20 protein-coding genes are annotated in these 24,154 nt (G+C 50.3%); 6 read left to right on the forward strand and 14 right to left on the reverse strand.

Translation table 11 applies throughout. The annotated features are described in order from the left end of the window. Window positions 1-2: 2 nt before the first annotated feature. The gene (pdhA, locus tag ACG2F4_RS14940) at window positions 3-1,007 is read right to left on the reverse strand and encodes a pyruvate dehydrogenase (acetyl-transferring) E1 component subunit alpha (RefSeq protein WP_395261686.1); all 1,005 of its coding nucleotides are present in this window, start codon (window positions 1,005-1,007) and stop codon (window positions 3-5) included. Between the two features lie 21 nt (window positions 1,008-1,028). Next, window positions 1,029-2,762 carry an acetate--CoA ligase gene (gene acsA, locus ACG2F4_RS14945; RefSeq protein ID WP_395261687.1) on the reverse strand — a complete coding sequence of 578 codons (1,734 nt, stop codon included), beginning with the start codon at window positions 2,760-2,762 and terminating at the stop codon, window positions 1,029-1,031. Between the two features lie 241 nt (window positions 2,763-3,003). Here acsA and ACG2F4_RS14950 point away from each other — a divergent pair, with 241 nt between their 5' ends. The 5 genes from ACG2F4_RS14950 to ACG2F4_RS14970 all read left to right on the forward strand — a co-directional run bounded on the left by ACG2F4_RS14950 (window position 3,004) and on the right by ACG2F4_RS14970 (window position 7,080). Further along, on the forward strand, window positions 3,004-3,672 hold the full coding sequence (locus ACG2F4_RS14950; RefSeq protein WP_395261688.1) for a dienelactone hydrolase family protein: 669 nt from the start codon (window positions 3,004-3,006) through the stop codon (window positions 3,670-3,672). 13 nt (window positions 3,673-3,685) lie between these two features. Next, window positions 3,686-4,180, forward strand: a complete 495-nt coding sequence (locus ACG2F4_RS14955; protein ID WP_395261689.1) for a BCAM0308 family protein — start codon at window positions 3,686-3,688, stop codon at window positions 4,178-4,180. Window positions 4,181-4,268: 88 nt separating this feature from the next. Continuing rightward, a complete protein-coding gene (locus tag ACG2F4_RS14960) occupies window positions 4,269-4,841 on the forward strand; it encodes a hypothetical protein (protein ID WP_395261690.1) in 573 nt (190 codons plus the stop codon). Between the two features lie 12 nt (window positions 4,842-4,853). Next, the gene (locus ACG2F4_RS14965) at window positions 4,854-5,963 is read left to right on the forward strand and encodes a DUF3419 family protein (protein ID WP_395261706.1); all 1,110 of its coding nucleotides are present in this window, start codon (window positions 4,854-4,856) and stop codon (window positions 5,961-5,963) included. After that, window positions 5,953-7,080: a hypothetical protein gene (locus ACG2F4_RS14970; RefSeq protein WP_395261691.1), complete on the forward strand. Its 1,128-nt coding sequence runs from the start codon at window positions 5,953-5,955 to the stop codon at window positions 7,078-7,080. The genes ACG2F4_RS14965 and ACG2F4_RS14970 overlap by 11 nt, the downstream gene beginning before the upstream one ends. 37 nt (window positions 7,081-7,117) lie before the next feature. Here the strand turns inward: ACG2F4_RS14970 and ACG2F4_RS14975 are convergent, their stop codons facing one another. The 4 genes from ACG2F4_RS14975 to ACG2F4_RS14990 all read right to left on the reverse strand — a co-directional run bounded on the left by ACG2F4_RS14975 (window position 7,118) and on the right by ACG2F4_RS14990 (window position 12,772). Then, window positions 7,118-7,921 (reverse strand): universal stress protein, encoded by an 804-nt coding sequence (locus ACG2F4_RS14975; RefSeq protein ID WP_395261692.1) that lies wholly within the window; start codon window positions 7,919-7,921, stop codon window positions 7,118-7,120. Further along, window positions 7,918-10,386 carry a Lon protease family protein gene (locus ACG2F4_RS14980; RefSeq protein WP_395261693.1) on the reverse strand — a complete coding sequence of 823 codons (2,469 nt, stop codon included), beginning with the start codon at window positions 10,384-10,386 and terminating at the stop codon, window positions 7,918-7,920. Before ACG2F4_RS14980 ends, ACG2F4_RS14975 begins: the two co-directional genes overlap by 4 nt. Before the next feature lie 36 nt (window positions 10,387-10,422). Beyond that, complete coding sequence (polX, locus tag ACG2F4_RS14985) at window positions 10,423-12,183, reverse strand: DNA polymerase/3'-5' exonuclease PolX (protein WP_395261694.1); 1,761 nt, start codon at window positions 12,181-12,183, stop codon at window positions 10,423-10,425. 247 nt (window positions 12,184-12,430) lie between these two features. Next, entirely contained in the window at window positions 12,431-12,772 is a 342-nt protein-coding gene (locus tag ACG2F4_RS14990) for a hypothetical protein (RefSeq protein ID WP_395261695.1), read from the reverse strand. A gap of 395 nt (window positions 12,773-13,167) precedes the next feature. Here ACG2F4_RS14990 and ACG2F4_RS14995 point away from each other — a divergent pair, with 395 nt between their 5' ends. Then, window positions 13,168-14,022: a hypothetical protein gene (locus tag ACG2F4_RS14995; RefSeq protein ID WP_395261696.1), complete on the forward strand. Its 855-nt coding sequence runs from the start codon at window positions 13,168-13,170 to the stop codon at window positions 14,020-14,022. Between the two features lie 279 nt (window positions 14,023-14,301). Here the strand turns inward: ACG2F4_RS14995 and ACG2F4_RS15000 are convergent, their stop codons facing one another. From ACG2F4_RS15000 to ACG2F4_RS15035, 8 genes are all read right to left on the reverse strand, one after another. After that, on the reverse strand, window positions 14,302-15,489 hold the full coding sequence (locus tag ACG2F4_RS15000; protein ID WP_395261697.1) for an efflux RND transporter periplasmic adaptor subunit: 1,188 nt from the start codon (window positions 15,487-15,489) through the stop codon (window positions 14,302-14,304). Between the two features lie 4 nt (window positions 15,490-15,493). After that, window positions 15,494-17,899: an ABC transporter permease gene (locus ACG2F4_RS15005; RefSeq protein ID WP_395261698.1), complete on the reverse strand. Its 2,406-nt coding sequence runs from the start codon at window positions 17,897-17,899 to the stop codon at window positions 15,494-15,496. Next, window positions 17,862-18,596, reverse strand: coding sequence for an ABC transporter ATP-binding protein (locus tag ACG2F4_RS15010; protein ID WP_395261699.1), 735 nt, complete (start codon window positions 18,594-18,596; stop codon window positions 17,862-17,864). The genes ACG2F4_RS15005 and ACG2F4_RS15010 overlap by 38 nt, the downstream gene beginning before the upstream one ends. 259 nt (window positions 18,597-18,855) lie before the next feature. Further along, window positions 18,856-20,781 carry a heavy metal translocating P-type ATPase gene (locus ACG2F4_RS15015; protein ID WP_395261700.1) on the reverse strand — a complete coding sequence of 642 codons (1,926 nt, stop codon included), beginning with the start codon at window positions 20,779-20,781 and terminating at the stop codon, window positions 18,856-18,858. A 395-nt stretch (window positions 20,782-21,176) separates the two neighbouring features. Continuing rightward, on the reverse strand, window positions 21,177-21,662 hold the full coding sequence (locus tag ACG2F4_RS15020) for a hypothetical protein (RefSeq protein WP_395261701.1): 486 nt from the start codon (window positions 21,660-21,662) through the stop codon (window positions 21,177-21,179). An 87-nt stretch (window positions 21,663-21,749) separates the two neighbouring features. Beyond that, window positions 21,750-22,196 carry a DNA-binding protein gene (locus ACG2F4_RS15025; RefSeq protein ID WP_395261702.1) on the reverse strand — a complete coding sequence of 149 codons (447 nt, stop codon included), beginning with the start codon at window positions 22,194-22,196 and terminating at the stop codon, window positions 21,750-21,752. A 50-nt stretch (window positions 22,197-22,246) separates the two neighbouring features. Then, complete coding sequence (locus tag ACG2F4_RS15030; RefSeq protein ID WP_395261703.1) at window positions 22,247-23,101, reverse strand: transporter; 855 nt, start codon at window positions 23,099-23,101, stop codon at window positions 22,247-22,249. Between the two features lie 26 nt (window positions 23,102-23,127). Further along, complete coding sequence (locus ACG2F4_RS15035) at window positions 23,128-23,595, reverse strand: hypothetical protein (protein ID WP_395261704.1); 468 nt, start codon at window positions 23,593-23,595, stop codon at window positions 23,128-23,130. Window positions 23,596-24,154: the final 559 nt, after the last annotated feature.

The raw sequence follows: 24,154 nt of genomic DNA on the forward strand, positions 1-24,154 counted from the left end.
TGTTAATCACTGTAAACATACCGGGCCAGGTCTTCGACCGCTTCTTCCGTGCCATTTTCAGCAAATTGGACCGCGGCCTCCACTTCATCCGCAACCTTGTCCTGCAATTTTTTTAGCTCTTCTTCGGAAAGGATGCCTTCAGCTTTCAGTGTTTCTGTAAATGTGGTTATGGGATCCCGCTTTTTCCATTCCTTGACTTCTTCTTTGGTTCTATACCGTTCGGGGTCAAACATGGAGTGGGCCCGGTAGCGGTAGGTCTGGCACTCCAGGAAAAACGGCTTTTGCCGCTCCCTGACGTATGTGATGGCTTTCTCGCTGGCCTGCATCACGGAAAGTACGTCCATGCCGTCAACACGTTCGGCCTTCAGATCATAAGATTCCGCCTTTCTGACGAGGTTGGTCTCCGCCTCGGCAAGCTCGAACGGCATTCCCATGGAATAAAGGTTGTTCTCGCAGACGAACAGGACCGGCAGCTCCCAAAGGGAGGCCAGGTTCAGCGATTCGTGGAACTCCCCTTCATCAACAGCGCCTTCTCCAAAGAAGCAGCAGGCGATGGCGTTGTTTTTTTGCCTTTTATAGGCAAAAGCCACACCTATCGCCATCGGCAGCCCATTGGCCACAATTGCGGATCCACCAAAAAAGCTGGTCGCCTTGTCATACAGGTGCATCGATCCGCCCCGGCCGCCGCTGCACCCCTCGGCTTTGCCGAACATCTCCGCCATGATGCTGTCCATCGAGACCCCGCGGATAAGGGCATGCCCATGCTCCCGGTATGTCGCAACAATACTGTCTTTAGGCTGCAGATTTTCGATGACGCCCACGGCCACCGCTTCCTCACCGTCGTACAGGTGCAGGAATCCCCGGATCTTTTCCTGTGTATAGAGCTCATAGGCTTTCTCTTCCATCGCCCGGATTCGCTTCATCTGGTGAAGAAGGTGTATCTTTTTTTCATTTCCAATAGTTGTGGACGTGGCGCTTTTCGGGGCCGCCTTCTTTTTTATTGGCATCTGTTTCTCCTGTTACCGTGATTATTTTTCAACCTTTTCTCTTTCCTGGTCCCTGAGCAGCCGGCGCATGATTTTTCCGCTTCGGGTTTTTGGCAGTTCACCGGTGAACTCGATCTCTTTCGGGGCCACGGCCGGTCCCAGTCGTTCCCGCGCAAAGCCCTTTATCTCCAGGTTGAGCTCTTCGGTCGCTTCAAAATTACTCTTCAGGGTGACGAACGCTTTCACCAGTTCGCCCATCATCGGGTCCGGCTTGCCGATCACTGCCGCCTCTGCCACGGCCGGGTGCTCCATCAATATATTTTCCACCTCGAATGGGCCCACCATGTGCCCGGCCGTCTTGATGATGTCGTCGGCGCGACCCACAAACCAGAAGTAGCCATCCTCGTCGCGGCTGGCCAGGTCACCGGTGAGATACCAACTGTTGGCAAAGCATTTCACATATCGCTCATGCTCATCCAGGTACCCCCGGAACATTGAGGGCCACCCCGCTTTCAGGGCCAGGTGACCGGAATCACCAGGCGTGTTTATCAGGGCAGGTTCAGCTTCTTTATTGTCGGGTGTGATAATGGCAGCTTTGATCCCCGGCAGCGGCTTGCCCATCGATCCCGGCCTAACCGGCATGGAAGGATAGTTGGCGATCATAATGCCCCCGGTTTCGGTCTGCCACCAGTTGTCGAGAATCGGCATGCCCAGTGTTTTCTGTGCCCAACGCACCGCTTCAGGATTCAGGGGCTCCCCCACGCTGAGAATCAGTCGCAGTGCACGCAAATCGTACTCTTTGCGCACATCAATATCCATCCGCATGAGCCGCCGGATGGCCGTGGGAGCGGTGTACCAGACAGTGACCTTCTGTTCTTCGAGAATGCTATACCAGAGCCTCGCATCAAATTCGGCCTCCACCACAATGTTGGTGATGCCGTGCATCAGGGGCGCCAGGATGCCATACGAGGTGCCCGTTACCCACCCGGGATCGGCGGTGCACCAAAACCGGTCGTCGGGGTGAAAATCCAGCACATACTTGCCGGTGATGTAGTGCGTCAGGGCGGCCTGGTGTACATGTACGACGCCTTTGGGCATGCCGGTGGTACCGCTCGTAAAGTGCAGCAGCGCCTGATCCTCGGGGGCTGTGGCAACAACTTTAAAGCTGCTTTTGGCCCGACCCATCAGTTTTGGCAACGAGCGGATGTGGTCGTTCTGCTCTTTTTCCACATCGGTCAACAGCACATATTTGAGATGCGCCAGACGATCCATCAACCCGGCTACTTTCTTCCGGTACAGCATCTCCGTGGTAACCAAAACCTTGGCTTTTCCCTTGCTTAGTCGCTGGTAGATCGGTTCAGGACCGTAGATGGAAAATAGCGGGCAATATACGCTGCCATTTTTGAGGGTGCCCAGCGCCGTGATATACAGTTCCGGTATGCGGCCCGTCAGCGTGCATACCACATCTCCCTTCTGAATGCCCAATTTTACCAGCACATTGGCAAAACGGTCGGTCTCCTGCTTCAGTTCATTATATGTAAACTCCCGGCTTGTCCCGTTTTCGGCGATCCAGCGCAACGCCACCTTTGCTCCCTTTTTCCCCACAGCATGCCGGTCCACCGCTTCATGGGCTATATTTAAGCCTTCCCGGCCGGGGAATCCCGACAACTCGTCAAGAACCTGTTCCCACCTAAAGGATTTATACTCCTGCTCGTAATTAGCCATATTGGGGGAAACAGGCTGAACTGGGGGTTCTATGATCTCTTTCTCGGGCATTGGATTCTCTCATTTTTTTCATTTGATAAAAGTATATCCAATCCGGGGGGACAGGCGACAGAGGGAATCCATGCTTTAGCTTGTAGATGGATTTCCTACATCAAAGGGATGGTAAAGTCAGATCAGTTTGCTAACCGTAATAGTCGACCCTACAAGCGTATCCGTCAATTTCCTATAGCAAGAGATCCAAAGAATAACCAGTATTAAATATAGCTGGTGAAATAATTCATTCAACCGGATCATGAAAATAGAACTGGATATACCCGCTGATGACGTAATGCTGAAAGGCGATATCGTGGTGCCGGATAATTCAAAGGGCTCAGTAATCTTTTCTCATGGCAGTGGAAGTAGCCGGCTAAGTCCACGCAATCGTTTTGTAGCTTACACCCTTGAAACCCAAGGATTTGCCACGTTGCTTTTTGACCTGCTGACAGAGAAGGAAGATCTAAACTACCAAACACGGTTCGATATTGATCTTCTAACCCAGCGACTTGTCAAGGCAACAGAATGGCTCAAAAGTCAACAAGATTACAAGCAGCTGAATGCAGGATATTTTGGAGCCAGCACTGGGGCCGCTTCGGCACTGAGGGCTGCCGCAGTATTGGGGCCTGAGGTTGTGAAGGCCGTTGTTTCCCGCGGTGGACGCCCGGATTTGGCCGAACGGGTATTGGAATCAGTCAAAAGCCCCATATTGCTGTTGGCAGGTGAGTTGGACACCCCGGTGATCAAACTCAATCAGCAGGCGTTCAAAAAGATGCGTCGCATCAAGAAGCTTACAATTATTCCCGGCGCCTCGCATCTTTTTGAAGAACCGGGAACGCTTGAAGAGGTTACGCGTCATGCAAATGAGTGGTTTTTGAAATATCTCTATCGCTATCAAAAAGAAATCGAAAAATATTTTATAAAGTAAGGAGAAAATCAGAATGGAACGCAAGAAAAAAGGACACATCTTTAAGCAGGATCGTGCCCGAATATTCAAAGATGAACGATCCGATGTGTATCGGGAGAAGAAAAAATACAAGGAACCTACAAAATGTCCGACCTGTGGAGCCTCATTCATTGAAGGACGATGGAGATGGGAAGAGGTTTCTGAACAGGCATATAAAGAGCTGTGTCCGGCATGCAGGCGAATTCGGGACCATTATCTTGCTGGAACTGTGGAAATAAGCGGATCCTTCTTTGAGGAGCATCGCAAGGAGATTATGCACATGATAAAAAACCTGGAACGGACAGAGAGCCAGGAACATCCGCTGGAACGTATTATGGAGATAGATACAGACAACGGCAGCACCCTTATTTCGACCACGGGCATACACCTGCCCCGGCGAATTGGTGATGCATTAAACCAGGCCTACCGGGGAGAACTGGAGATCTCCTACGATGCTGAAACCTATATCCGTGTAAGCTGGAACCGGTAAATGACGTGGACAGCCAAAAGCGAGCTGTTGCCCACTGGAGCTGGAAATTCCAATACAAAAAGTTCTGAACTCATCATGGAGAAAGGAAATGAAAACTACAGCACTACTGCTTGTACTATTTGTCGGAGGGCTTCCGGATACCGTTTTAGCACAGATAAAAGGGGTACACGAAGGCGATCATATCAGGATCACCGCTCCAGCTGTTTCGGATAGCATCATTACAGGCCAGGTGGATAGCATTACGCAAGACAGGATTCTGGTTACAGGAGTATACTCACCAAATTCCTGGACGGAAATTCCCATCAATGCTATTGAACAGCTTGAAATACGCAAGGAAGTTCGGAAAACAGGTCGCGGTGCACTGGTCGGTGGGGGCATAGGTGCCTTTACCATCGGAATCATTACCCTGGCTTCTAATGAATCTTGTGATCCTGATGATCAATGGTGCACCATTGAATTTTCGGATGGTGAAGCATTTCTGATGGGTGCAGCCGCTGGTTCCCTGGCAGGAGTGGTAATCGGGGCAATTATTGGCTCTGCCTCTAAAGGTGAAAAATGGGAAAGAATACCGGTAGAAATAACCAGCACTCCCTTAAGCGTACGTATGTTTGATCGAAATAACAGGCATGCTCTGGGGATCAAACTTACATGGTCATTTTAGACCGGTTCAGAAATATTCAAACGAAAGTTTCTATACGATTTTGGAGTTTCCCAGGACGATCCCCAAAGCGAGATTCGAGCGCTGAAACCGGTTCCGGGCGATCGAATTCTGTGCATCGCCAGCGCGGGTGAAGTACCGCTTGAATTGCTGGTTAACACTCATGAGTCAATTAAAATCGATGCCGTGGATATTGCGGAATCACAGCTGTTTCTCTCCAATCTCAAGCTAAAGGCGGCCGCAATTTTAAAAACCGAAGAGGCAGCCCGTTTCCTGGGATACCTGCCTTCAGATACAGCGAACAGAACAGAGTTATTTAATTTGATCAAACCGGAGTTGCCTGCCTCGGAAGTGAAATACTGGAGGAATCAGAAACGGATATTCGAGCAAGGCCCTATTCATCTCGGCAGGTATGAAACCTACATCGCCCGTTTTGCCCCGTTGGGACGATGGCTGTTGGGGGGCTACCACAAAATGTTGGGATTATTTGAGACGAGAAGTATCGAGGAGCAGAAAGCGTATTTCGATCAGAAGCTACGGACCGGCCTGCTGAAAAATCTTTTCAAACTGATGTTTCATCGTCGTCTTTATCGCAAAGGGGGCATCGCCGAGCAAGGCTTAATTCATATGGGGGATCAGAACATCGGGCTGCGGTTTTATGCCAAGTTCAGAGGTTTCTGCACCAACACCCCGGTTCGCCAAAACTGGATGCTGCAACTTGTGCTATTCAACCGGGTACTGTTTGAAGAAGCCCTGCCCTCCTATCTCACGCCAGAAGGCCGGGAACGTTTACAAAACGAGCGGGACCGCCTTCAGTTCATCAAAATTTCATATACAGATATTCTGGATACGGCGGACCGCGGCCGATACAACAAATTTGCACTTTCAAACGTCAGCGACTGGCTGACGGAGGAGGACTTCATGACGCTGATGGAGGTCATTTCCCAAAAAGCCGGTGAGGATGCCCGCGGATTGATCCGTTATATCCATTCGTCCGGCATCGTTCCTGCACAATTGCCTGGCAACATTCAGCTCAATTATGCATCGGGAGAGCGGCTGTTGGAACAGGATCGATTCCCCTTCTACAACCTAGTCCCATTTACAATTACCGGTGATGAAAATTAAACAAATTGACAATAAATCGATCGATTCTTCCCGCTATGAATTACGAGTACTGGGACAGGAATGGAACGAGAGACTGCTCCGTTTAACAAGCCAATCACCGGTAAAAGCCGGGAGATTTCAGATCCATTTTGACCGCTCTCCGGATATCTTCGCGATTCCCAGACTAACCTCCTATAACTACCGCTGCCTGGGACTTTTCAGGAATGATGAACTCTTGGGATATGTGTTCGCATCGTACCAAAAACGGTATATCAACCAACGTGTTACCGATGTGATTTACCTGGGAAACATGCATGTGTTCCAACATGGGCTGGGTCGGGAGTTCCTGAAATTATTGTCAGATCGCCTGTCCGGGATAATCTCAAAAAACAGGCAGATCAAATTCATTTATGCATACATTATGGATCGAAATATTCCTGCAATGAAGTTGTCTGAGCACGGATTTTTTTCTCCAAGAGTTGTCGGTCAAATTTCGATGGTCAATATTTTACTGCTGTTCCCAAAACAGTTAAGCCGTACATACACCGTCAGGAGAGCTCAGCCAGCGGACATCAATGCCATTGTAGAGCTGCTCAAAGAAGAGCATACAAACAAATTCCTCGCTCCAGAAATGAACGGGGATCTCTTTCTGCAAAATCTTACTCAAAGGCCCCTATTCGGCATTGAAAATTATTTCCTTGCTCTATTGGGAAATGAAATAGTGGGAGTTTGTTCAGCATGGGATATGACTGCCCTCAAAAAGAACCGGATTCTGAAATATGGTCTCAGGATGGAACTCAGCCGCATGCTTTACAACCTGGCCGCATCGATTGCCGGAGCAGCCCGCTTGCCGAATACGGGAGAAGCCCTTCGCGATATTACTATTGCAGAGTACGCCGTAATGGATCGGGATCCCGCAATTATGGAAGCCCTATTGCGATACGTTTATAACACGTTCCGGCAGGACGGATATCACTCAATGATATTTGGAGGGGGTGCCAATGAGCCGTTGTTGGGAGCAACAAAACCATTCATTGCAAGAGAGGTCCGATCGAACGTCGTACTAGGGACCCTGCACAAGACGCATCCGGAAATCAAAAACACAGGACTAATCTATGCGGATGCCATACAGATTTGATAACCTGCATAATCACATATACTACTATAAATACCTTCTACAGCAAAAGCACCGAATTCGTCAATGCTTCCAGGTAATCACCGGGGTTCTGAGTCAGGTTGTCGCGCGAGATGATCAGCAGTTCATTGCGGTAGTATTTCAGCTCTTCGGGAGAAAGGTCGTGGTGGCGTTCACTGATCTTTTTCACGGTCTCAAATGAGACCGAAAGCGGGGTGTTGCTTTTCATATCGTCCAGGTTCAGATCGAGTTCGGCCGGCCAGAACAGGTAGGCCCTCCGGTTCATGATATCTGCCAGGGAGACTGTCCAGTCTATAACCGGGCCGCTGCGGTCAGGCGTGCTGCAGATCCCGATAAATGACTGCGGCCAGTTGCTGCCGGCATTCCAGACCAATACCGGCACGGGACTTTGTTCAGCCAGCTCTCTTGCCGAGCGGCTCAGTTTGTAGGGATGCCTCACCGGATGTTCAGCCCACCGTACCACAACCAGGTCTACCCGGGCAGCGGCATCCAGTTGCTCTTTATTGACCACGCCCCGAACCTCGTGGTAGCTATAACGGATATTCATCAGCCGCCCGATATCAGTGAGGGTGGTTTGCAGCAGCCGTTTCAACGCTTTTGACTGAATGGTAATATGCTGTTCGGAAAATGGAATAATCTCTCCGGTATAGCTGCTTATTTGCTGGGTAAAGCTGTGTTTGCTGGCTTCAAACCACTCAATATCCTCAACATAAAGGGCCAAAAGCTCAGCATCTGCTTTATGAGCCAGCTCAGCCGCTATTTTCATAAGTGTTGTGGTTCCAGTCGAGGAGTCCAGAGCGATCAATATTTTGGTCAGGTTCATGAGTTGCTCTCCTCTTTCTGTTTTAAGCCGTTACCCGGCATAGCATATTGCTGGCGGATGGCGGCATATCGGTCCAGTTTTTCCTCAACCAGTTGATTAATGCTTCCTTTGGGGAACCGGCCTTCAATATTTCTCCGGCCCATCTCCAGGTCGGTCAGCAGCTCCATTCCTGCATCGATGGTTTCGACGGGATAAATATGGAATCGACCCTTTTCAACTGCCTGCACTACGTCATGCTTCAGCATCAGGTTTTTGACATTGGCCCGGGGTATCAGGACCCCCTGCTCGCCGGTCAGGCCGCGCTCGTTGCAGAGATCGAAGAAACCCTCAATTTTTTCGTTTACGCCGCCGATAGGCTGAATCTCGCCATGCTGGTTGACCGATCCCGTGACGGCAATTGACTGTTTAAGCGGTATTTCGCCGATGGCCGAAAGCAGGGCATACAATTCGGTGGATGAAGCGCTGTCTCCCTCTACCCCGCCGTACGACTGCTCAAACACGAGGCTGGCATTGAGCGAAAGCGGCTTTTCGGAGGCGTACCGGGCGCCCAGGAATGATGAAAGAATGAGCACCCCCTTGGAGTGAATGGGACCGCTCATCTCGACCTCCCGCTCAATATTTATGACCTGCCCGCGGCCCAGCTGAACGCGGGCGGTTATCCTTGTGGGATGACCAAACATGCTGTTCCCCAGCATTACCACCGACAGGCCGTTGACCTGTCCCACCTTGCTGCCTTCGGTATCGATAAAAATATTCTTGCGGATCATCTCTTCACGGATACGGTCGCGCAATCGTCCAGATCGATAGATCTGTTGCTCAATGGCTTGTTGTACCGCATCGCGACCGATGACCTTTTTGCCATCCTGGCCGGCCCAGAAATCGGCCTCTCGCAACAGGTCAATCACTTTTTGGATGTGCGTGCTGACTTTCTCGTTGTCGCTCACCATCCGCGAGGCGTGCTCAATCATGCGCGATACAGCGCCGCGATCCATCGGACTCAGATTATATTTGCGGAGCAATCCCGCAATAAGCCGGGCATAGAGGTGCTGGTTATCGCTATTCCAGTCGATCTCGTCTTCAAAATCCACCTCCACCTTGAAGAGATTCATAAAGTCAGGATCATAGGCACAGAGCAGGTAATAGAGGAAACGACTGCCGATCAGCACCACCTTCACATCCAGGTCTATTGCGGCGGGTTGCAGGGTAACGGTACTGAACAGCCCATACATATCGCCCGGAGACTCCACTTTTAACTGGTTGCTTTGCAGTGCGCGCTTCAACCCCTCCCAGGCAAAGGGCTGGGTAAGCAGACGCAGCGCATCCACCAGCAGATATCCGCCATTTGCACGATGCAGGGCCCCGGGACGGATAAAGGTAAAGTCGGTTGTGAGAGTCCCCATCTCCGAAACATGCTCAATCCGGCCAATCAGGTTATTATACGTGGGATTATCCTCGTAAATGACAGGCGCACCCCTGGCCGTGGCATTGTCGATCATCACGTTCACGCCATACCGCCAGAGTACGGGATGCTCGCTGGAGGGGATGTTCGTCTCCTGCTTCCCGGTCATCGCCTGGATAAATGGATTTGTACCGCCGGGGTTGATGATCCCTTCCACATGTTCCACAATATCATCCTGAACATGCTTCAGGTATTCCAGGACTTTCGGTTGACCACTGAATTCGGCTTCTATCTCCTCGAGCAACCCACGCACCGAGAACTGTGTGAATTCCTTGTTCAATTTTTCGCGCATCGCCCGAAATTTACGCTGCCGTTCGGGGACCTGCCGCAGCACTTTTTGAAGTTCTTTCTGGAAGATCTGGATCTGTTCTTCAATCGCCTTGCGCTCCTCCCCGGTAAGCTGCTGCATCTCTTCCCGGGTCATCAGCCGGTTGTCTTTGGTGGGTGCGAACGAATATCCCACGGGCGTTGTGATGAGGGTCAGCCCCTGCGATACAGCTCGCTGCTGAAGCTCAGAAAAGGCGGTCTGCTCCTCCTCTTTGAGCTGCTCTTCAATAGTCTGCCGGCGATTCTGGTATTCCTCACTCTCAAATGCGCTGGTAAGTACATTCGGGAGATCATCCGCAAGACTTTCCATCATCGTGCGAAGCCGCGCTGCTTTACCCGCCGGCAGCTGCAGTGCAATGGGCTGGTGCTCATCCCCGAAGTTACAGACGTAGCTCCAGTCGGCCGGCACCTCCTGGTTTTCCGCTTCGCTCTTGATGAGTAGTTCCAGCAGATTGCGTTTGTCCGTCTCTTCCGCTCCCAGCGCGTAGATATTGTAGCCGTCCCGATGCATCCGAATCCCGAAGTTTGCCGATGCCAGCGCACGGTCCTGCCCGATCATCTGCTGTTCCAGCGGCTCGAGCTCATCGGTGGTCGAAAACGTAAAATCCTCCGGGTTGCAGTTTCGATACAGCTTGTCTATTGAAAGTTCATTACTGGTTAGCATAGATTTGTTATTCATAATGCGCCTCTTTGTTTATTTTCCAGTCGTTGTTGCTCAGCTGCTTTTGACACCGAGCGCTTCACGTTTAGCGGTCACGAATTTTTCTACCCCGTTCCACTCTCTCGTGTTTATGATGTGCTCTCTCTGGCACCAACCGCGGCGGGCTGTTGTCACCCCCTGGCTCATGTATTTGAAATTGGCCAAGTCGTGGGCATCCGTCCCTATTACGAGCATTACTCCCTTTTCAATAGCCATTTTGGCCCATTCTCCGCTGATGTCCATCCGCTGGGGCTGGGCGTTGATCTCCAAAGCCGTGCCGGTTTCAACGGCCTTGGCAATCACTTTTTCGATATCCAGCGGGTAGGCCTTTCGCTTTCCAATCAGGCGGCCTGACGGGTGACCGATGGCGTTCACGAACGGGCTCTCGCAGGCGGCCAGGATACGATCGGTATTGTCGCGGGTAAAATGGCTGTGAATGGAAGCTGCCACCCAGTCCATCTGCTCAAGCAGGCTTTCTTCCAAGTCAAGCTTTCCGTCCGGCAGGATGTCCACTTCCACTCCCTTTTTAATAAAGTGCCCGCCCATCTTTTGATTGATCTGGTCAATCTCTTCGAACTGTTCCAGGAACCGCTGTTCATTGAGTCCCCCGGCTATGCGCGATGACTTGGAGTGATCGGTGAGCACCATGTAGCTGTAGCTCATTTCATCCCGCGCATATCGAGCCATCTCCTCTATGGTTTGGAGGCCATCAGACCACTTGGAATGGGTGTGGAATTCCCCCTTTATATCATCCACAGTTACTAACGTTGGCAGCTTATTTTGAGCCGATTGTTCAATTTCCCCGGTGTTTTCTCTCAGTTCCGGCGGTATCCAGGTCAGCCCCAGTTTTTTGTAGATACTTTCCTCGGTCTTGCCGGCGATCCTCGTTTTTTTACCGGTGGATTCATAGAGTCCGTACTCGTTTATTTTCAGATCCCGATCTTTGGCGATGGTCCGCAGGTGCACATTATGCTCCTTCGATCCGGTAAAATAGAGCAGCGCAGCGCCCCACTCCTCGTCATCAATAATGCGCATGTCCACCTGCCGATGCGCCTGATCTATGACTACGCTTACTTTCGTATCTCCTTTGACAATCACTTTGCGCACGCCCTCCATCTCCGCAAAAAAATCAATAATACGTTCTCTTTTCTGGGGCTCGGCGGATACCAGCAGGTCAATATCTCCAATCGTTTCCCGCCCTCGCCTGATGCTGCCTGCCACCTGTACCTTTATCACTCCGGGCTGAGCTGACAACTGTTCGACCAGCCAATCCGCAATCTCGATGGCATCCGCCAGCAATATTCGCTGGTCAGCCTTTTCCTGCTCGTTCAATCCTTCAAGAATATTCTGAACCGATTTTTCCCTGAATCCCTCCAGCGCTTCCACGCGGCCATCCTCCAGGGCCTTAACCAGTTCCGCCCGCGTTGTGATATTCAGCTCTTTCCAGATCGTTTTCAGGGTTTGCGGTCCGAGGCCCTTGACGTCCAATAGTTCGATAAAATCCGGGGGAATTTCTTTTTTTAGCTTCTCATATTTTTTGATCTTGCCGGTTTTTACATACTCCCGGATCTTCTCCGCGATGCTTTCCCCGATGCCCGTAATTTCCTCCAGCTGATCATCGGTCATATAGTTTCGGATATCCTCTTGCAAGTGCTCAAGTACCGTTGCGGCCTTCTGGTAGGCGGTTACACGAAAGCGGTGTTCCTCTCCCTTGAACCGGTATATAGCTGACAATTCGGAAAATATTTCTGCCAGTTCTTTATTGATCTTATACATGAGTTACAGCCTCCCTGCCTCCATTCCGGGAAAGTGATCTGAACACGATACATTCATGAACGTTATTCATGTCGATCGCTCCAACCAGTTGATTACAATCCCTTCATCAGCGTTTCAGTTAAAACTTAATATTCAGTCGCCACACATTAAGGTTACTGAAATACTACAGAAAGAGTGTCTATTGATTGTCTGAATAATCACAGTTTTTAGTGTAGGAATAGTGCTATATGGGCTGTAAGAAAAACCCCTAACGGGGTATTTTAACCCGAACTTGATCTGTTTCAACCGATGTCCTGTTTGTTTCTATTTCTCCCCTCCATCTGGCATAAACGGCATCCAAAAACAATTGCTCCTGTTGCCTGAACAGCTTAAGCATCTCTTTTCGGTCAGCCCCCTTGATCAAATTACTTATCGCAATAGCTGACGCCTCATCGGCTTCCGGGAACCATTCATACAGGAATCCCTCTGCGGCAAATATAAATTCCGGATGTTCCAGGCCGGCTGCCGGTGCCGGGAGCTGGGTACTGTTTATGTTATCATTCCATTGAGTGGCGGATGCGTTGATCGGCAGCCCAATTCCAATAACCAACAAGAGTACTGTTATGTAAGATATTATTCTCACGCTCCACCTCTTGTACTACGAATCTTTCGTTCAAAATTTAGCAGCACATTTTCATACTTGATGACTACACAGATCTTACCCTTTAAGAATACCATCTGTTAACATCTATGGATGTAATATTGTGTCAGCAGTAATTGTAGTGATTGAGATTATTGCATTGTAAGGGAAAACAGGATGGACATTCCATTTCGATTTAAGAAGGTTATGCAAGTCTAAGTTTATCCCCTTCACTATCCTTGTACTGTTTCCCCTTACCTAAAAGCATATGTTTTACTGTCATTCAATGACCAAGTAGAGAGGGATATTTAAATTGATCTAGTTCTTATTGCGATAAACAGCAGTAACATCAGGAGGATGATCTCATGAACAAACTAATATTATCAGGTTTGATGCTTGGATTGCTGGGAAGCTTCAGTTATGCCCAGTCGCCCTGGCTGAGTGATTCAGAAACGAATAAAATTTTGGTGGAATGGGACAAGATGATATTCAGTCATGAGAGGGAATTCAATTGGAGGGAAGTGATATCAGGAAGTACCGTATTCTTTATTACGGGGGAATTGGGAATTACAGAAAATGCCAGTGTTATGGTAGAGCTTCCATTCTCATATTATGGTTATATGGAGGAATTTAATGTTCCGTTGTCTGAATATGAGCGTACAATTATCGGGAATATCTATATCGGTGGAAAATTGCACATCGAAAGGTCCCAAGACCCCGATCATCACATGTTTGTTGAGTTGGGAGTCAGGTTACCCACTACTCCTGAACCTGGAATGGGAGAAGGTTATGCCCATTCTAACGGCCTGCAATCTGAATTGAGTGATCGATTTGAAGCATTTGCTTATTATAATGACTGGTCCATACCGTTAATAGGCAATTATGTGCGTACTATCCGGGATCCTGTTGCTATTAAATTCAGGCTGGGAACGATTTGGGTTGAGCGCAAAAAATCGGAGAATATGCTTTTTCTTCTTTATGGTCTAACCGGACTGTATCGCACATCAGCTATTGAGGGGTACCTGGGCATTAATGGCAGAAGCCCCTATTATGGAAATAATCCAATTTTTTTTGACGACGGAATCTCTCAACTTCGAGCCGGTGTGGGGCGCCCATTCAATGAAGTTGTACCCAGCATTTACATACGAAAAACGCTGGGAGAAAATTACAATCAGATAGTTGACTGGGGATATGGGATAAATATTGAATACCGGTGGTAAGATATACGGGCAGTAAAACCATTTTCTTTGGATCAAAAAGCCTCTCCAAACTGCAGGTAAAATGGGTTCCAGGGCCGGCGTTTTCCAGTTTGAATTGCGGGACCACTACCCCGCCGAAAAGAAATCCGGTTTCTGGAGATAAGCCAATTGCCGGCAGAAGCAACACGCGATTTCGGTAAGTCGTGTCGTCAGCAGCGATAGTGTCCTGGACAATCGCTGCAGCAGGATCGAACAACAAACACCAAAAAACAGGGAGACCGAACGTTTCATTTTAATCGATCAATTTCTGATTTCCACTCTTACCCCATCCTCAATACGCTCATCGGGATGGGTCAGCACGATTTCGCCGGCCCTCAATCCGTTAACGATTTGCGTATTTAATCCACTTTGACGACCCGCTTCCACCGTGCGAAATCGGGCCGCTCCCCCCTCGACGGAAAACAGTCCCCATTCCTCACCGGTCCGGAACAGGGATGAGGAAGGGACCTGCAGCACGTCGTCGCCCTGCCAGATAATAAATTCCGCCACCACGCGGTAGCCGTCGCCCAGCGCCTGCCACTGCTGCCGGGGCGAAAGGATATCCAGGATTACCGGTACCCGCTGCTCTTCCACGCCCAGTGCCGATATACGGGTATACCCGGAGGGTTCCACTACGCGAACAATACCGTCCAAAATCATTTCATCGCCCCATCGCTTGATGCGCACCGGCATTCCCGTGCGCACCTGCACCGCATCGGTTGACAGCAAATCGACCTTTATTTCCAGGGAGGATGGATCGCCGACCTCCAGGATCGGAGTCCCGGCCTGTACCGTCCCCTCACTTTCCTGGTAAATTTTCAAGAGCCGGCCGTTGACAGGGGATTGAATGGCGACCTGCTCCCGCCCGCCTGAAGCCTGGAACGAACGCAGCGCCGACTCGGCCGCCTGCATCTCGTGCTCGGCGATATTCAGTGAAAACTCGGCCGAGGCTTTCTGCGCGGCTGCGCGCCGGGCGGCCAGCTTGGCATTATCGAGTCCCTGCCGGCTGCCTATGCCTTGATCAAAAACTTTTTGCAGCCGCTCCAGTTCAACGTCAGCCATTCGTTGCTCTTCGGTGGCAAGATTGAGATTCTCCTTCGCCAGCTTTAGTCGTGATTTGGCTGCTTCCAGCTGCGCCTGGGCCATTTCGTGCTGTCGGGCGCTGATCAAATCGGGGACGGGCTGGATCTGGAACAGCTCCTGGTTGGCGGTTACGGTATCTCCCACTTCGTACTGAATGCGCAGGAAATATCCCGTTACGGGGGCCGAAATAGTATAGCGGTCAGCTACCCGGGTTTTGCCTTCATCTTCAATGGTTACCTCAAGCGGAGCCACCCGGACCTGTTCCACATTAACCGGTACCGGAGAAGGTAGAAATCCCCATACCACAAACAGTACTATGACAATGGCTAAAATCGATATGAGTATTTGTTTTTTTGTGATTTTCATTGCTCTATTCTCTTGTTTTTAAGACGCCTATCAGATCCAGCTTGTGCAATTTTCGGCGGACCATCCAGCCCGATAACAGGGCTGAAATAATGACGACCAGTGCCGCCAGGGCGTAGGTTGCGCGTGTAATATTCATGGGAATACGGTACAGTTCTGTTTGCAGTGACCATACGATGAAATAGGTTAATCCCCAGCCGATGAGAAATCCGATCGGGATGGCCAGCAGTACCACAATGGTCAGTTCGCCGAGCAGGATGTATGAGATCTCCCCGCGGGTTAGCCCGAGCACGCGCAGGCTGGCCAGTTCCCGGCTGCGTTCGGAAAGCGATATCCGCGCGTTGTTATAGACCACGCTGAACGCGGTGGCCCCGGCAAACAGGGAGATAAACAGGGCAATTATCAGCCAGGTTTGGGCCGTGGCTTCATAAAAGCGCTCAATCATCCGCTGTTTGGATATAATCTCTCCCACAAGGGGGCTCTCTTTCAGCGTGGCGGTGATTTCATCCTCAAACCTGCGGTCGATGGACAGGTAGCTGCCGGAGACTACATTTTTTTCGGGCAGCAGGCTGTTCAGCTTTTCAATATTCATGTAGCAGGTCAATCCAAAAAACTGATTGACAAACCCGGTTACCGGTATCTGCGCGATACGCCCGCTGCCATCCATAAACTCAACGGTGGCCGTATCTCCGGCATCTATCTTCAAAATTTCTCCGAGCTTCCGGTTGATCAGCAGTCCTTCCTGCGGTATAGTAACAGGCTTCTGTTCGGTATCCAGTATTTGCCGCAATTTCATATTGGTGGAGTGCCCCTCAATGGCTGTGAGATATCTGCGGTGTTCCGATATCACCCGAACCGGAACCGCGCGGTACCCCTCGCTGTAATACACGCCGGGCGTTCGCTGTATCTCCATGACGGCGTGGTCGGATACCTCTTCAATGAATGACACCCCGAGATCAAACAGGTTGGCCTGGCGGAACTCGACCTCCACGGAGTATTTCACCGAATCGTTGCTCATGCGGCCCAACATCACCAGGGCAGCCGCAAACGCCACGCCTGCAATCCCAAAAGTCACTTTTACTCGCTGCCGACCCATTTGCCGCAAAATCATTTTAGTAGGTTGATCCAGCAGGGCCGAAGCGCCCATCTTTTCCAGCAGACTCCGGTGATATACTTTGGGCTGCTCCGGGCGCATCGCCTCGGCGGGCGGCAGCGTAACCGCTTCGCGTACGGAAAAGAACACCCCGCTATAGGCCGCCAGCATACTGATCAGGGAGGCCGCAATGATATCCCAGGCACTCATCTCAAAATCGAGATAGGGAAACCGGTAGTAATTGGCATAGAGGTTGGAGAGGCGGTGGCCGAGATCGTACCCCAGCAGTATGCCCCCCGCCAGCCCGATCGCCACGATCACCGATACCATCAGCGAATAGTGAAGGCCGATCTCCGTATTTCGGTACCCAAATGCTTTGAGGATACCGATCTGCTCTCGCTGGGTTCGTATCAGCCGGCCGATCACCACATTAAGCAGGAAGGCGGCCACCAGGATAAAGATGGTGGGGATGATAGTGGCAATCTGCCTGAGCTGGTTGAACTCCTCGGTAATAAAAAAGTGGGAGCTCTGGTCTTCCCGGCTGATGGCCCCGAGTCCGCCATACGGCTTCAGCATGAGATCGAGCTGGGTGATAACATCCTTCTCATTGGTACCACGGGTTACCGAGAGTACCGCATTGTTGAACGCGCCGTCCATGTCGTAGGCGGCCTCCAGCGGAGCGCGCCGCATCCAGATGATGGCAAACCGCTGCAGGTCGCCCGACGCATTGCCGGGCTGTCCCTGGAAGATAAACTCCGGCGACAACCCGATTCCGACAATCGTAAGCTCTTTCTTCTTCCCGTTTATGACGGCCGCAAGCTTGTCTCCCGCACTGAATTCGTGCTCTGTCGCAAACCCTTCGCCCAGCACAATCTCGTCTTCCACATAGGGATTCGGCAGCCGCCCCTCGCGCAGGTAGAGTCGATTCAACAGGGGCTCGCGCTCATCGGGCAGTGAGGTGATCATGCCGATGACGGCCTCGTTAAACCCGGGAACTGCCAGGTTTACGCCCGACTGGATCCGGGTCTCCACGCGGTTAACGCCCTCAATTTCCCGGATGCGGCTGGTCAGCGAGTTGGGGGCCCGTTTTAGTGAGGCAAACACATTCGAAAAGTAATAGTCCTGGTAATAGGACTCTTGGGATTGGCGAAGCGAATCCAGCGTACTCAGGAAGGTGATATAGGTGGCCGCCCCGCAGATAATCATCAGGGCGATAACAAACACCATGCCCCACATGTTTGAGATATCCCGCAGCAGTTTTCGACTCATTGCACGCATGGCGTTACCACTCCATCTCGTCCGGAGATACTTTTTGCTCATTTTCCCTGATGCCGGCAATTTTACCGTCATGCAGGCTGATGATCCGGTCGGCCATACCCCCGATTACGACATTGTGGGTGATCAGTATGGTAGCCGTTCCCAGGCTTTCGTACACTTTCTGCAGCGCCTTCAGCACTACGATGCCTGTCTTCGAGTCGAGCGCGCCGGTCGGCTCGTCGCAAAGCAACACATCCGGATTTTTGGCTACAGCCCGGGCAATGGCCACACGCTGCTGCTCGCCACCCGAAAGCTGGGCCGGGAAGTGATCCATCCGGTCCTGCAGGTCAACGAGCGCCAATGCTTCCTCAGGTTCCATGGGATGTTCGGCAATCTCGGTCACAATGGCTACGTTCTCGCGGGCGGTCAGGCTGGGGATGAGGTTATAAAACTGGAACACGAATCCCACATTCAAGCGCCTGTAGTTTGTAAGCTCACTTTCCGAGGCGTGGGTAAGATCCACATCACGATACTGCACGTGACCAGCCGTCGCCGTATCCAGCCCGCCCAGGATATTCACCAGCGTAGATTTCCCGCTGCCCGATGCCCCGAGCAGAACGACGACTTCGCCCGCATAAATTTCCATATCAATACCCCGCAAAGCCTGAACCTCCACAACGCCCATCTGATACACTTTAGTCAGTGCGCTGGTGGAGAAAATGATTGGGCTGGTTTCAATATCTGGCGCGGTTGTACTCATGAATATCATATTACCATCAATACCATCCAAAAAATGTAAAGGGATCCCTAAATCGACTACATGAGAATGGTACTCTCCTTGTAGGTGATTTTCTTACGTGCACCTGGCTGGAACCATAGAATAGAGCTTCCAAAATCAGCCCCGATTCCTGCGAAAAGTAAAGACCAACCGAGAGCCTGGAATCTTTTTTAATTCCTTAAAACCCGGGATAAGCAGCTAAAATATTCCACTCTCTTTTGATTTCTCCTATACCAGGATATTACGATCGCAATAGTCGCAATCCATTCAATACGACGATTAACGTGCTTCCCTCATGTCCCACGACCCCAAGGGGCAGCGGCAGGTTGAAAAAGAAAACGGAAAGTACAAGCATGACAATGACCGCTAAACTAAAAATTATATTCTGCCAAACGACCTTTTTGGCCCGTCTTGCCAAATCGATCATATAGGGCAGCTTTTCAAGGTCGTCTGCCATCAGTACTACGTCGGCTGTTTCCAGCGCCACATCGGTTCCCACCGCACCCATGGCAACTCCCAGGTGGCTGCTGGCCAGCGCAGGGGCGTCATTTACCCCATCACCCACCATGGCCACGGCCTCATCCCGGGCCATTTTCCGGATGATTTCCACTTTTTCTTCGGGCAGGAGCTGAGCGTAGTACTCATCAATATTTAATTCGTCGGCGACCCTCCGGGCCACACCTTCAAGATCGCCGGTAAGTATTACAAATTTTTTGATCCCCAATTCTCGCAGTTTGTTTAGGGCTCCCTGCGCTTGATCCCGAATCTGATCTGAAAAGACAAGAAGACCGTTCAGCTCTCCATTGCGACTTATATAAATGATAGTCTTTCCGCTCTGCTCCAGTTTTTTAATAGTGGCCTGCCGTTCGTTGTCCAGCCGGTACAGCAGTCCGTCAAACAGTTTACGATTGCCCACCTTGACTTCATCACTGCCAATACGGGCCAGCACGCCCTTGCCTATTTCAGCCCTCACATTTTCTGCTTTCGGGAATTCAATATTTCGCATATGAACTTCCCTTAATATGGCAGCGCCCAGATGATGCTCGGAGTGCTGCTCGGCGGATGCCGCCAGGGCTAAGAGTTTATTTTCGGAGTTTGTACTGGTACCATTGCCGCTATTGAAGGCGATGATATCGGTAACGGCCGATTGGCCGGTGGTGAGTGTCCCCGTCTTGTCAAAGGCGATCGTGGAAATTTCTGCGGCTTGTTCCAGGTAGGCCCCTCCCTTAAACAAAACTCCATTCCTGGCGGCATTTGCTATGGCGGAGAGTATGCTGGCAGGGGTACTGATAATCAGTGCACAGGGAGATGCCACCACCAGGATCGTCATGGCACGGTAAAAGGTGGGATCAAAAGGCTGATTGAATACCAGGTAGGGAATGAATATTAATCCTGTGGTGAACAGGATAACGCCGATTGCATATCGCGATTCAAATTCATCCAAAAAGCGCTGGGTTTCGGCTTTCCGGCTCTGGGCCTCTTCCACCAACTTGATAATCTTTGCCAGGGTGGTATCCCCGGCCAGGCGGGTGACCTCAATTTCCAGCACCCCGTCTTCATTCATGGTAGCAGCAAATACCTCGCTGCCCGGCTCTTTGGTTACCGGCATACTTTCCCCTGTGATGGCCGCCTGATCTACTGTGCTGACGCCCGATTGTACCTGCCCGTCGATGGGAATGCGTTCGCCCGGTTTGACGATGATGAGCTCACCGATGGCCAGCTCTTCTACAGTACGGTACGTTTCGCTTCCATCCTCATTCCGGACAAGCGCTTTGTCAGGACGCAGTTTCATCAGTGAGCGGATTGCCCTGCGACTTCTGCCCATCGCATAGTCCTGTAGCGTATTGCTCAATGAAAAAAGGAACAGCAAGATAGCTCCCTCCAGCCAGTTGTCAATGAGGGCGGCACCCATCGCCGCCAGTATCATCAGTACATCAACATTTATCTGGAGTCTCAGCAAGGCTTTTACGCTCTGAATAGTCCCGGAATACCCGCCCGTCAGGTAAGCGGCCATATAGAAAAAACGGGCTGTATGGTCAGTGATAAGCCCAAAAACAGATCCAAAGAACCCAGCTGCCAGGCTAATAGTGCAAAGAATAGTTAACCAGGCATAGAATGTCGGAGCAGTGAAGAAGACAGCGGCGTTATTTTTGGGCTCGTTTGTCATGCAAATTCACACGCTTTCGCTAAATTGTTGGCATGGAAATATTACTATAAAATTGTGACCCCAACCGCCCTCAGTTTGTATTATAAACGACCCGGTTAATCTGTATATGTGTGCACACTTAAGGTATTCATACAACATGTTGACAAGTTGAATAAATGATGAAATTGTTATTCTCTGATGAATTTTCAAACATAATGGAAACTGATTGGTAACAAAGGCTTATAAAAAATATTTGGTGGCACTGAATATTGAAATTGAACTGCCCCCCCCAGTAATGTTCGGTCTAAGCTAAGAAATAAGGATTTAATTCTGTTCGAAAAATTGAGAGACAAAAAAATTACCAACGTCAAAAATACCGGTTAAACCGTCCGCACTTTTTTACCCTGGAATATTCATTAATCATCTTCAGATTCCATACTTTGGGAAGGCGGAGGATCGCCGGTCAATTCGGGATGCATGATTTTACCGCCCAGGTATGCCGTGTAGCCCAGCATTGATCCCACCGCTAAACTGTAGATAAGCAAAAACCAGATTATCTGTTTCGAGTATCTGATCTGTTTGCTCGTCATAACGAAGGCTGCAACAGCTACAGCTCCCAGAACGATGGCCAGCCACTGTGCAGTTTCAGCCGCCTCTTCGTGATCGTGAATGGCTTGCTCAGATACGCCGGGAACCGATTCAACAATATCTTCAGCCCGCTCTCCGCTCTGTACGGCGACAACGGCCGTCAGACCGGCAACGATAAAGCCAACCAGTGCCACTTTTTTGATCGCCGGTTGATTGGCAATGATTCCCCACGCCAAAATCGGAATGGAAAACAGTGTTGCCAAAATAGGTATGTGATTGACCATCAGGTGAATATGTGCCGCATTAAAGTCCATGACTACCTCTCCTTCGTATGTTGTGGAGATGAACGCCAACTTCTGATCTCCATAGAATTATTGAATATTGTTGATTTAGAAAGACGGTCACTGATTATTCCTCATGCCGCTCATTCTCCAGCCCCTCCATACCGGGAACCCGTTTTGATCCCTGAGCTGCAGTGTCATCTCGTTACGCTTCACCGTGGCTGCAACAAGAGCCGGGGCTCCATTAAAGGTGATGCGAGAGCCGGTAACTTCGATCTTGTCTCCCTTGTTAAGTTGATCTTGCTCATTCAGGTACCAGACTGGTCCCAGGTGTACCGGTATCGACTCGGTATCAGTTTTTACAACCACATGTACGCCCATCACAGCGGCGTTCTTTTTACTTGGAATGTAAGAGATGTCCACGACTTCGCCCTTCATCGTTTCGACAGTACTGACGTCATAATTCCGGGTGTACATCTGCCCCATCCCTTTGCCGGGCCGCTGTTGTGACCACGCGGTTGAAAGCAGCGTTACTGTCATGATCACGATGGATAATACCGTACTCATTATTACTTTGTTCATCTCCGATTCCTCATTCAGATTAGTTTTTTATTTATTTAAAAATTTATACTCCAACCAGCGCCGATACTGAAGTCGGATGCCGACTCTGTTAATCCAACAAGCAGGTTGGTATTCAGGGCGACATTCGGTGCCACCTGGAAGCTCAGCCCGGCTCCGGCATTCATTGGTGGATCGATATCCTCGATAATTTGCGTAGAGCCAAAGAAACTGGCCGTAGCCATCAGCTTGCCCTCCTGGAAAGTCTGCCCTAGGGCGGCGCTGTAGCTCAGAATGTTTTTAAAATCCAGGTCATCCATGTCGCCAAGCTGCCAATACATTCCGCTCAATATCAGGAGTGTATTGCCGGCCACGCGCTGCGACCAGGATAGCCCGGCACCGAAATCCCACGCCCCGGTGCCAAATCCAGAATCGGCATCAGTCAGCGGAAATTTTATGCCAAAATTCCCATTGACGGATGTCTGTCCGAACCCGGAGCTGTAAATTCTTACGCTTCCCGAAAGAGAAGGATCCCCAAAATGGGTTTCGGTGAAGTTCAGGGTATCGGTAGTACCCGGATCGATTCTTCTCCTGCCGCGACGGTTTCCTTGTCCACCGTCGCTGCCGTCAACTAATCGGTTATGGGGCCCGCCTGTGGGTAGTGGACCCATTCCTGAGCTGGTGTAGGAAATCCACGGGGTGTTCTGGGCGATGAAGGGGACATTCAGGTGCAGGCTTAGCCTGTCTCCGGAAATACCAAGCCCGTTGTTGAAATAAAAGCTCCCGGTTTGCTCGGTAAAATAGTAGGAGCCGGTGGCGTATTGTACAGACCCATTATAGGTCAGGGCCTGTCCACTGGCCTGCCCGGCTCCAGCTGCCCAACATAGCACTCCTCCTACTAACAATGCTCGCATTTGATGCCTCATCTCAGAAACCTGGTTTAATTGTTGCTACCGGTGGATTGTTGTTGATGCAGGCGTTTGGTAATCCGCTCCATGGTTTGGACGGCCTCTTCAGCTTGTCCGGTCATGTTGTTAAGATGTTGACTGAGCCGATCCATATCCTGTTGCATGGTTCGGTCGCGCGTCATCTGCTGGTCTTGTTGCATCTGATTGCATCGCTCGGCGGCATTCTTCATGGTGCCGAGGGTCATCTGCATCTGTTCATTGAACCGGTGCATCATTTGGTACTGGTTTCTGGTCTGCTCATCCTGAACCTGCTGCATACGACGATTCATCTCCTGGTTCATCATATGGGTCCGCTCCATAAGCTGATTCATCTTTTGCATCATCTGGTTCATCTGCTGCATTTGTTGCTGCATCTGCTGTTGCTGCCCGGGTTGTTGGGCATATGCGGACGTAAAACTGCCCAGCATCAATGCTATTAATAAGACACTTAAGCGTTTCATAGCTCATTGTATTTAGTTGGAGTTTATTTAACGGTTAAAATTTCCTCAAATAACTTGTCACAAGAAGTGCTGAGTTCCTTTAGACAACATGTGGTTTAAACACGCTGCAAGTTGTAGAGCAAACCCTTACAGCCTGGAACCTTTCCATCATTATTCTCCGAATATTCATTAATACCAGCCTGTGCTATTTAAATAGGGCCTCCTCAGACCCACATTACTTCATTGGCTAATTTGTCCAAAACCCTTCCGTTTCTGCGATCCCCTATGCCAATGTAGGATCCTGATTTTATAAAATAGCTTTATTTGTCTCATATGGGTGTTCATTTTTTGAATGACCAAAAAACGAACCCAAAAAGTCACCAGAAAATCCTAGATATTGTTTTCCTTGAGGTCCCAAACAGGCTATTGCTTATCCACACCAGGTGGTTTTACCGAGACCAGCTGCCGGGATTTTCTGGACTTTAGGGGAGCTCGCTGAAAATAAGCTTACCCCTCCGGCCTGTGGATTTGTGAGCCGCGGTTTAGTTATTTGTTACTGGTTTATTAGTTATTTGGCTAA

This window comes from Halalkalibaculum sp. DA3122, from assembly GCF_043951865.1.
Lineage (GTDB): Bacteria > Bacteroidota > Rhodothermia > Balneolales > Balneolaceae > JAMQKA01.

Bases quoted from the DNA above. Each gene is read 5' to 3' on its own strand.
- polX (WP_395261694.1), bottom strand. From the start codon at position 12,183: ATGTATAAGATCAATAAAGAACTGGCAGAAATATTTTCCGAATTGTCA.
- pdhA (WP_395261686.1), bottom strand. From the start codon at position 1,007: ATGCCAATAAAAAAGAAGGCGGCCCCGAAAAGCGCCACGTCCACAACT.
- ACG2F4_RS14950 (WP_395261688.1), top strand. From the start codon at position 3,004: ATGAAAATAGAACTGGATATACCCGCTGATGACGTAATGCTGAAAGGC.
- ACG2F4_RS14995 (WP_395261696.1), top strand. From the start codon at position 13,168: ATGAACAAACTAATATTATCAGGTTTGATGCTTGGATTGCTGGGAAGC.
- ACG2F4_RS14955 (WP_395261689.1), top strand. From the start codon at position 3,686: ATGGAACGCAAGAAAAAAGGACACATCTTTAAGCAGGATCGTGCCCGA.
- ACG2F4_RS15015 (WP_395261700.1), bottom strand. From the start codon at position 20,781: ATGACAAACGAGCCCAAAAATAACGCCGCTGTCTTCTTCACTGCTCCG.
- ACG2F4_RS14975 (WP_395261692.1), bottom strand. From the start codon at position 7,921: ATGAACCTGACCAAAATATTGATCGCTCTGGACTCCTCGACTGGAACC.
- ACG2F4_RS15035 (WP_395261704.1), bottom strand. From the start codon at position 23,595: ATGAAACGCTTAAGTGTCTTATTAATAGCATTGATGCTGGGCAGTTTT.
- ACG2F4_RS14970 (WP_395261691.1), top strand. From the start codon at position 5,953: ATGAAAATTAAACAAATTGACAATAAATCGATCGATTCTTCCCGCTAT.
- ACG2F4_RS14980 (WP_395261693.1), bottom strand. From the start codon at position 10,386: ATGAATAACAAATCTATGCTAACCAGTAATGAACTTTCAATAGACAAG.
- ACG2F4_RS14960 (WP_395261690.1), top strand. From the start codon at position 4,269: ATGAAAACTACAGCACTACTGCTTGTACTATTTGTCGGAGGGCTTCCG.
- ACG2F4_RS15020 (WP_395261701.1), bottom strand. From the start codon at position 21,662: ATGGACTTTAATGCGGCACATATTCACCTGATGGTCAATCACATACCT.
- ACG2F4_RS15000 (WP_395261697.1), bottom strand. From the start codon at position 15,489: ATGAAAATCACAAAAAAACAAATACTCATATCGATTTTAGCCATTGTC.
- ACG2F4_RS15010 (WP_395261699.1), bottom strand. From the start codon at position 18,596: ATGAGTACAACCGCGCCAGATATTGAAACCAGCCCAATCATTTTCTCC.
- ACG2F4_RS15030 (WP_395261703.1), bottom strand. From the start codon at position 23,101: ATGCGAGCATTGTTAGTAGGAGGAGTGCTATGTTGGGCAGCTGGAGCC.
- acsA (WP_395261687.1), bottom strand. From the start codon at position 2,762: ATGCCCGAGAAAGAGATCATAGAACCCCCAGTTCAGCCTGTTTCCCCC.
- ACG2F4_RS15005 (WP_395261698.1), bottom strand. From the start codon at position 17,899: ATGAGCAAAAAGTATCTCCGGACGAGATGGAGTGGTAACGCCATGCGT.
- ACG2F4_RS15025 (WP_395261702.1), bottom strand. From the start codon at position 22,196: ATGAGTACGGTATTATCCATCGTGATCATGACAGTAACGCTGCTTTCA.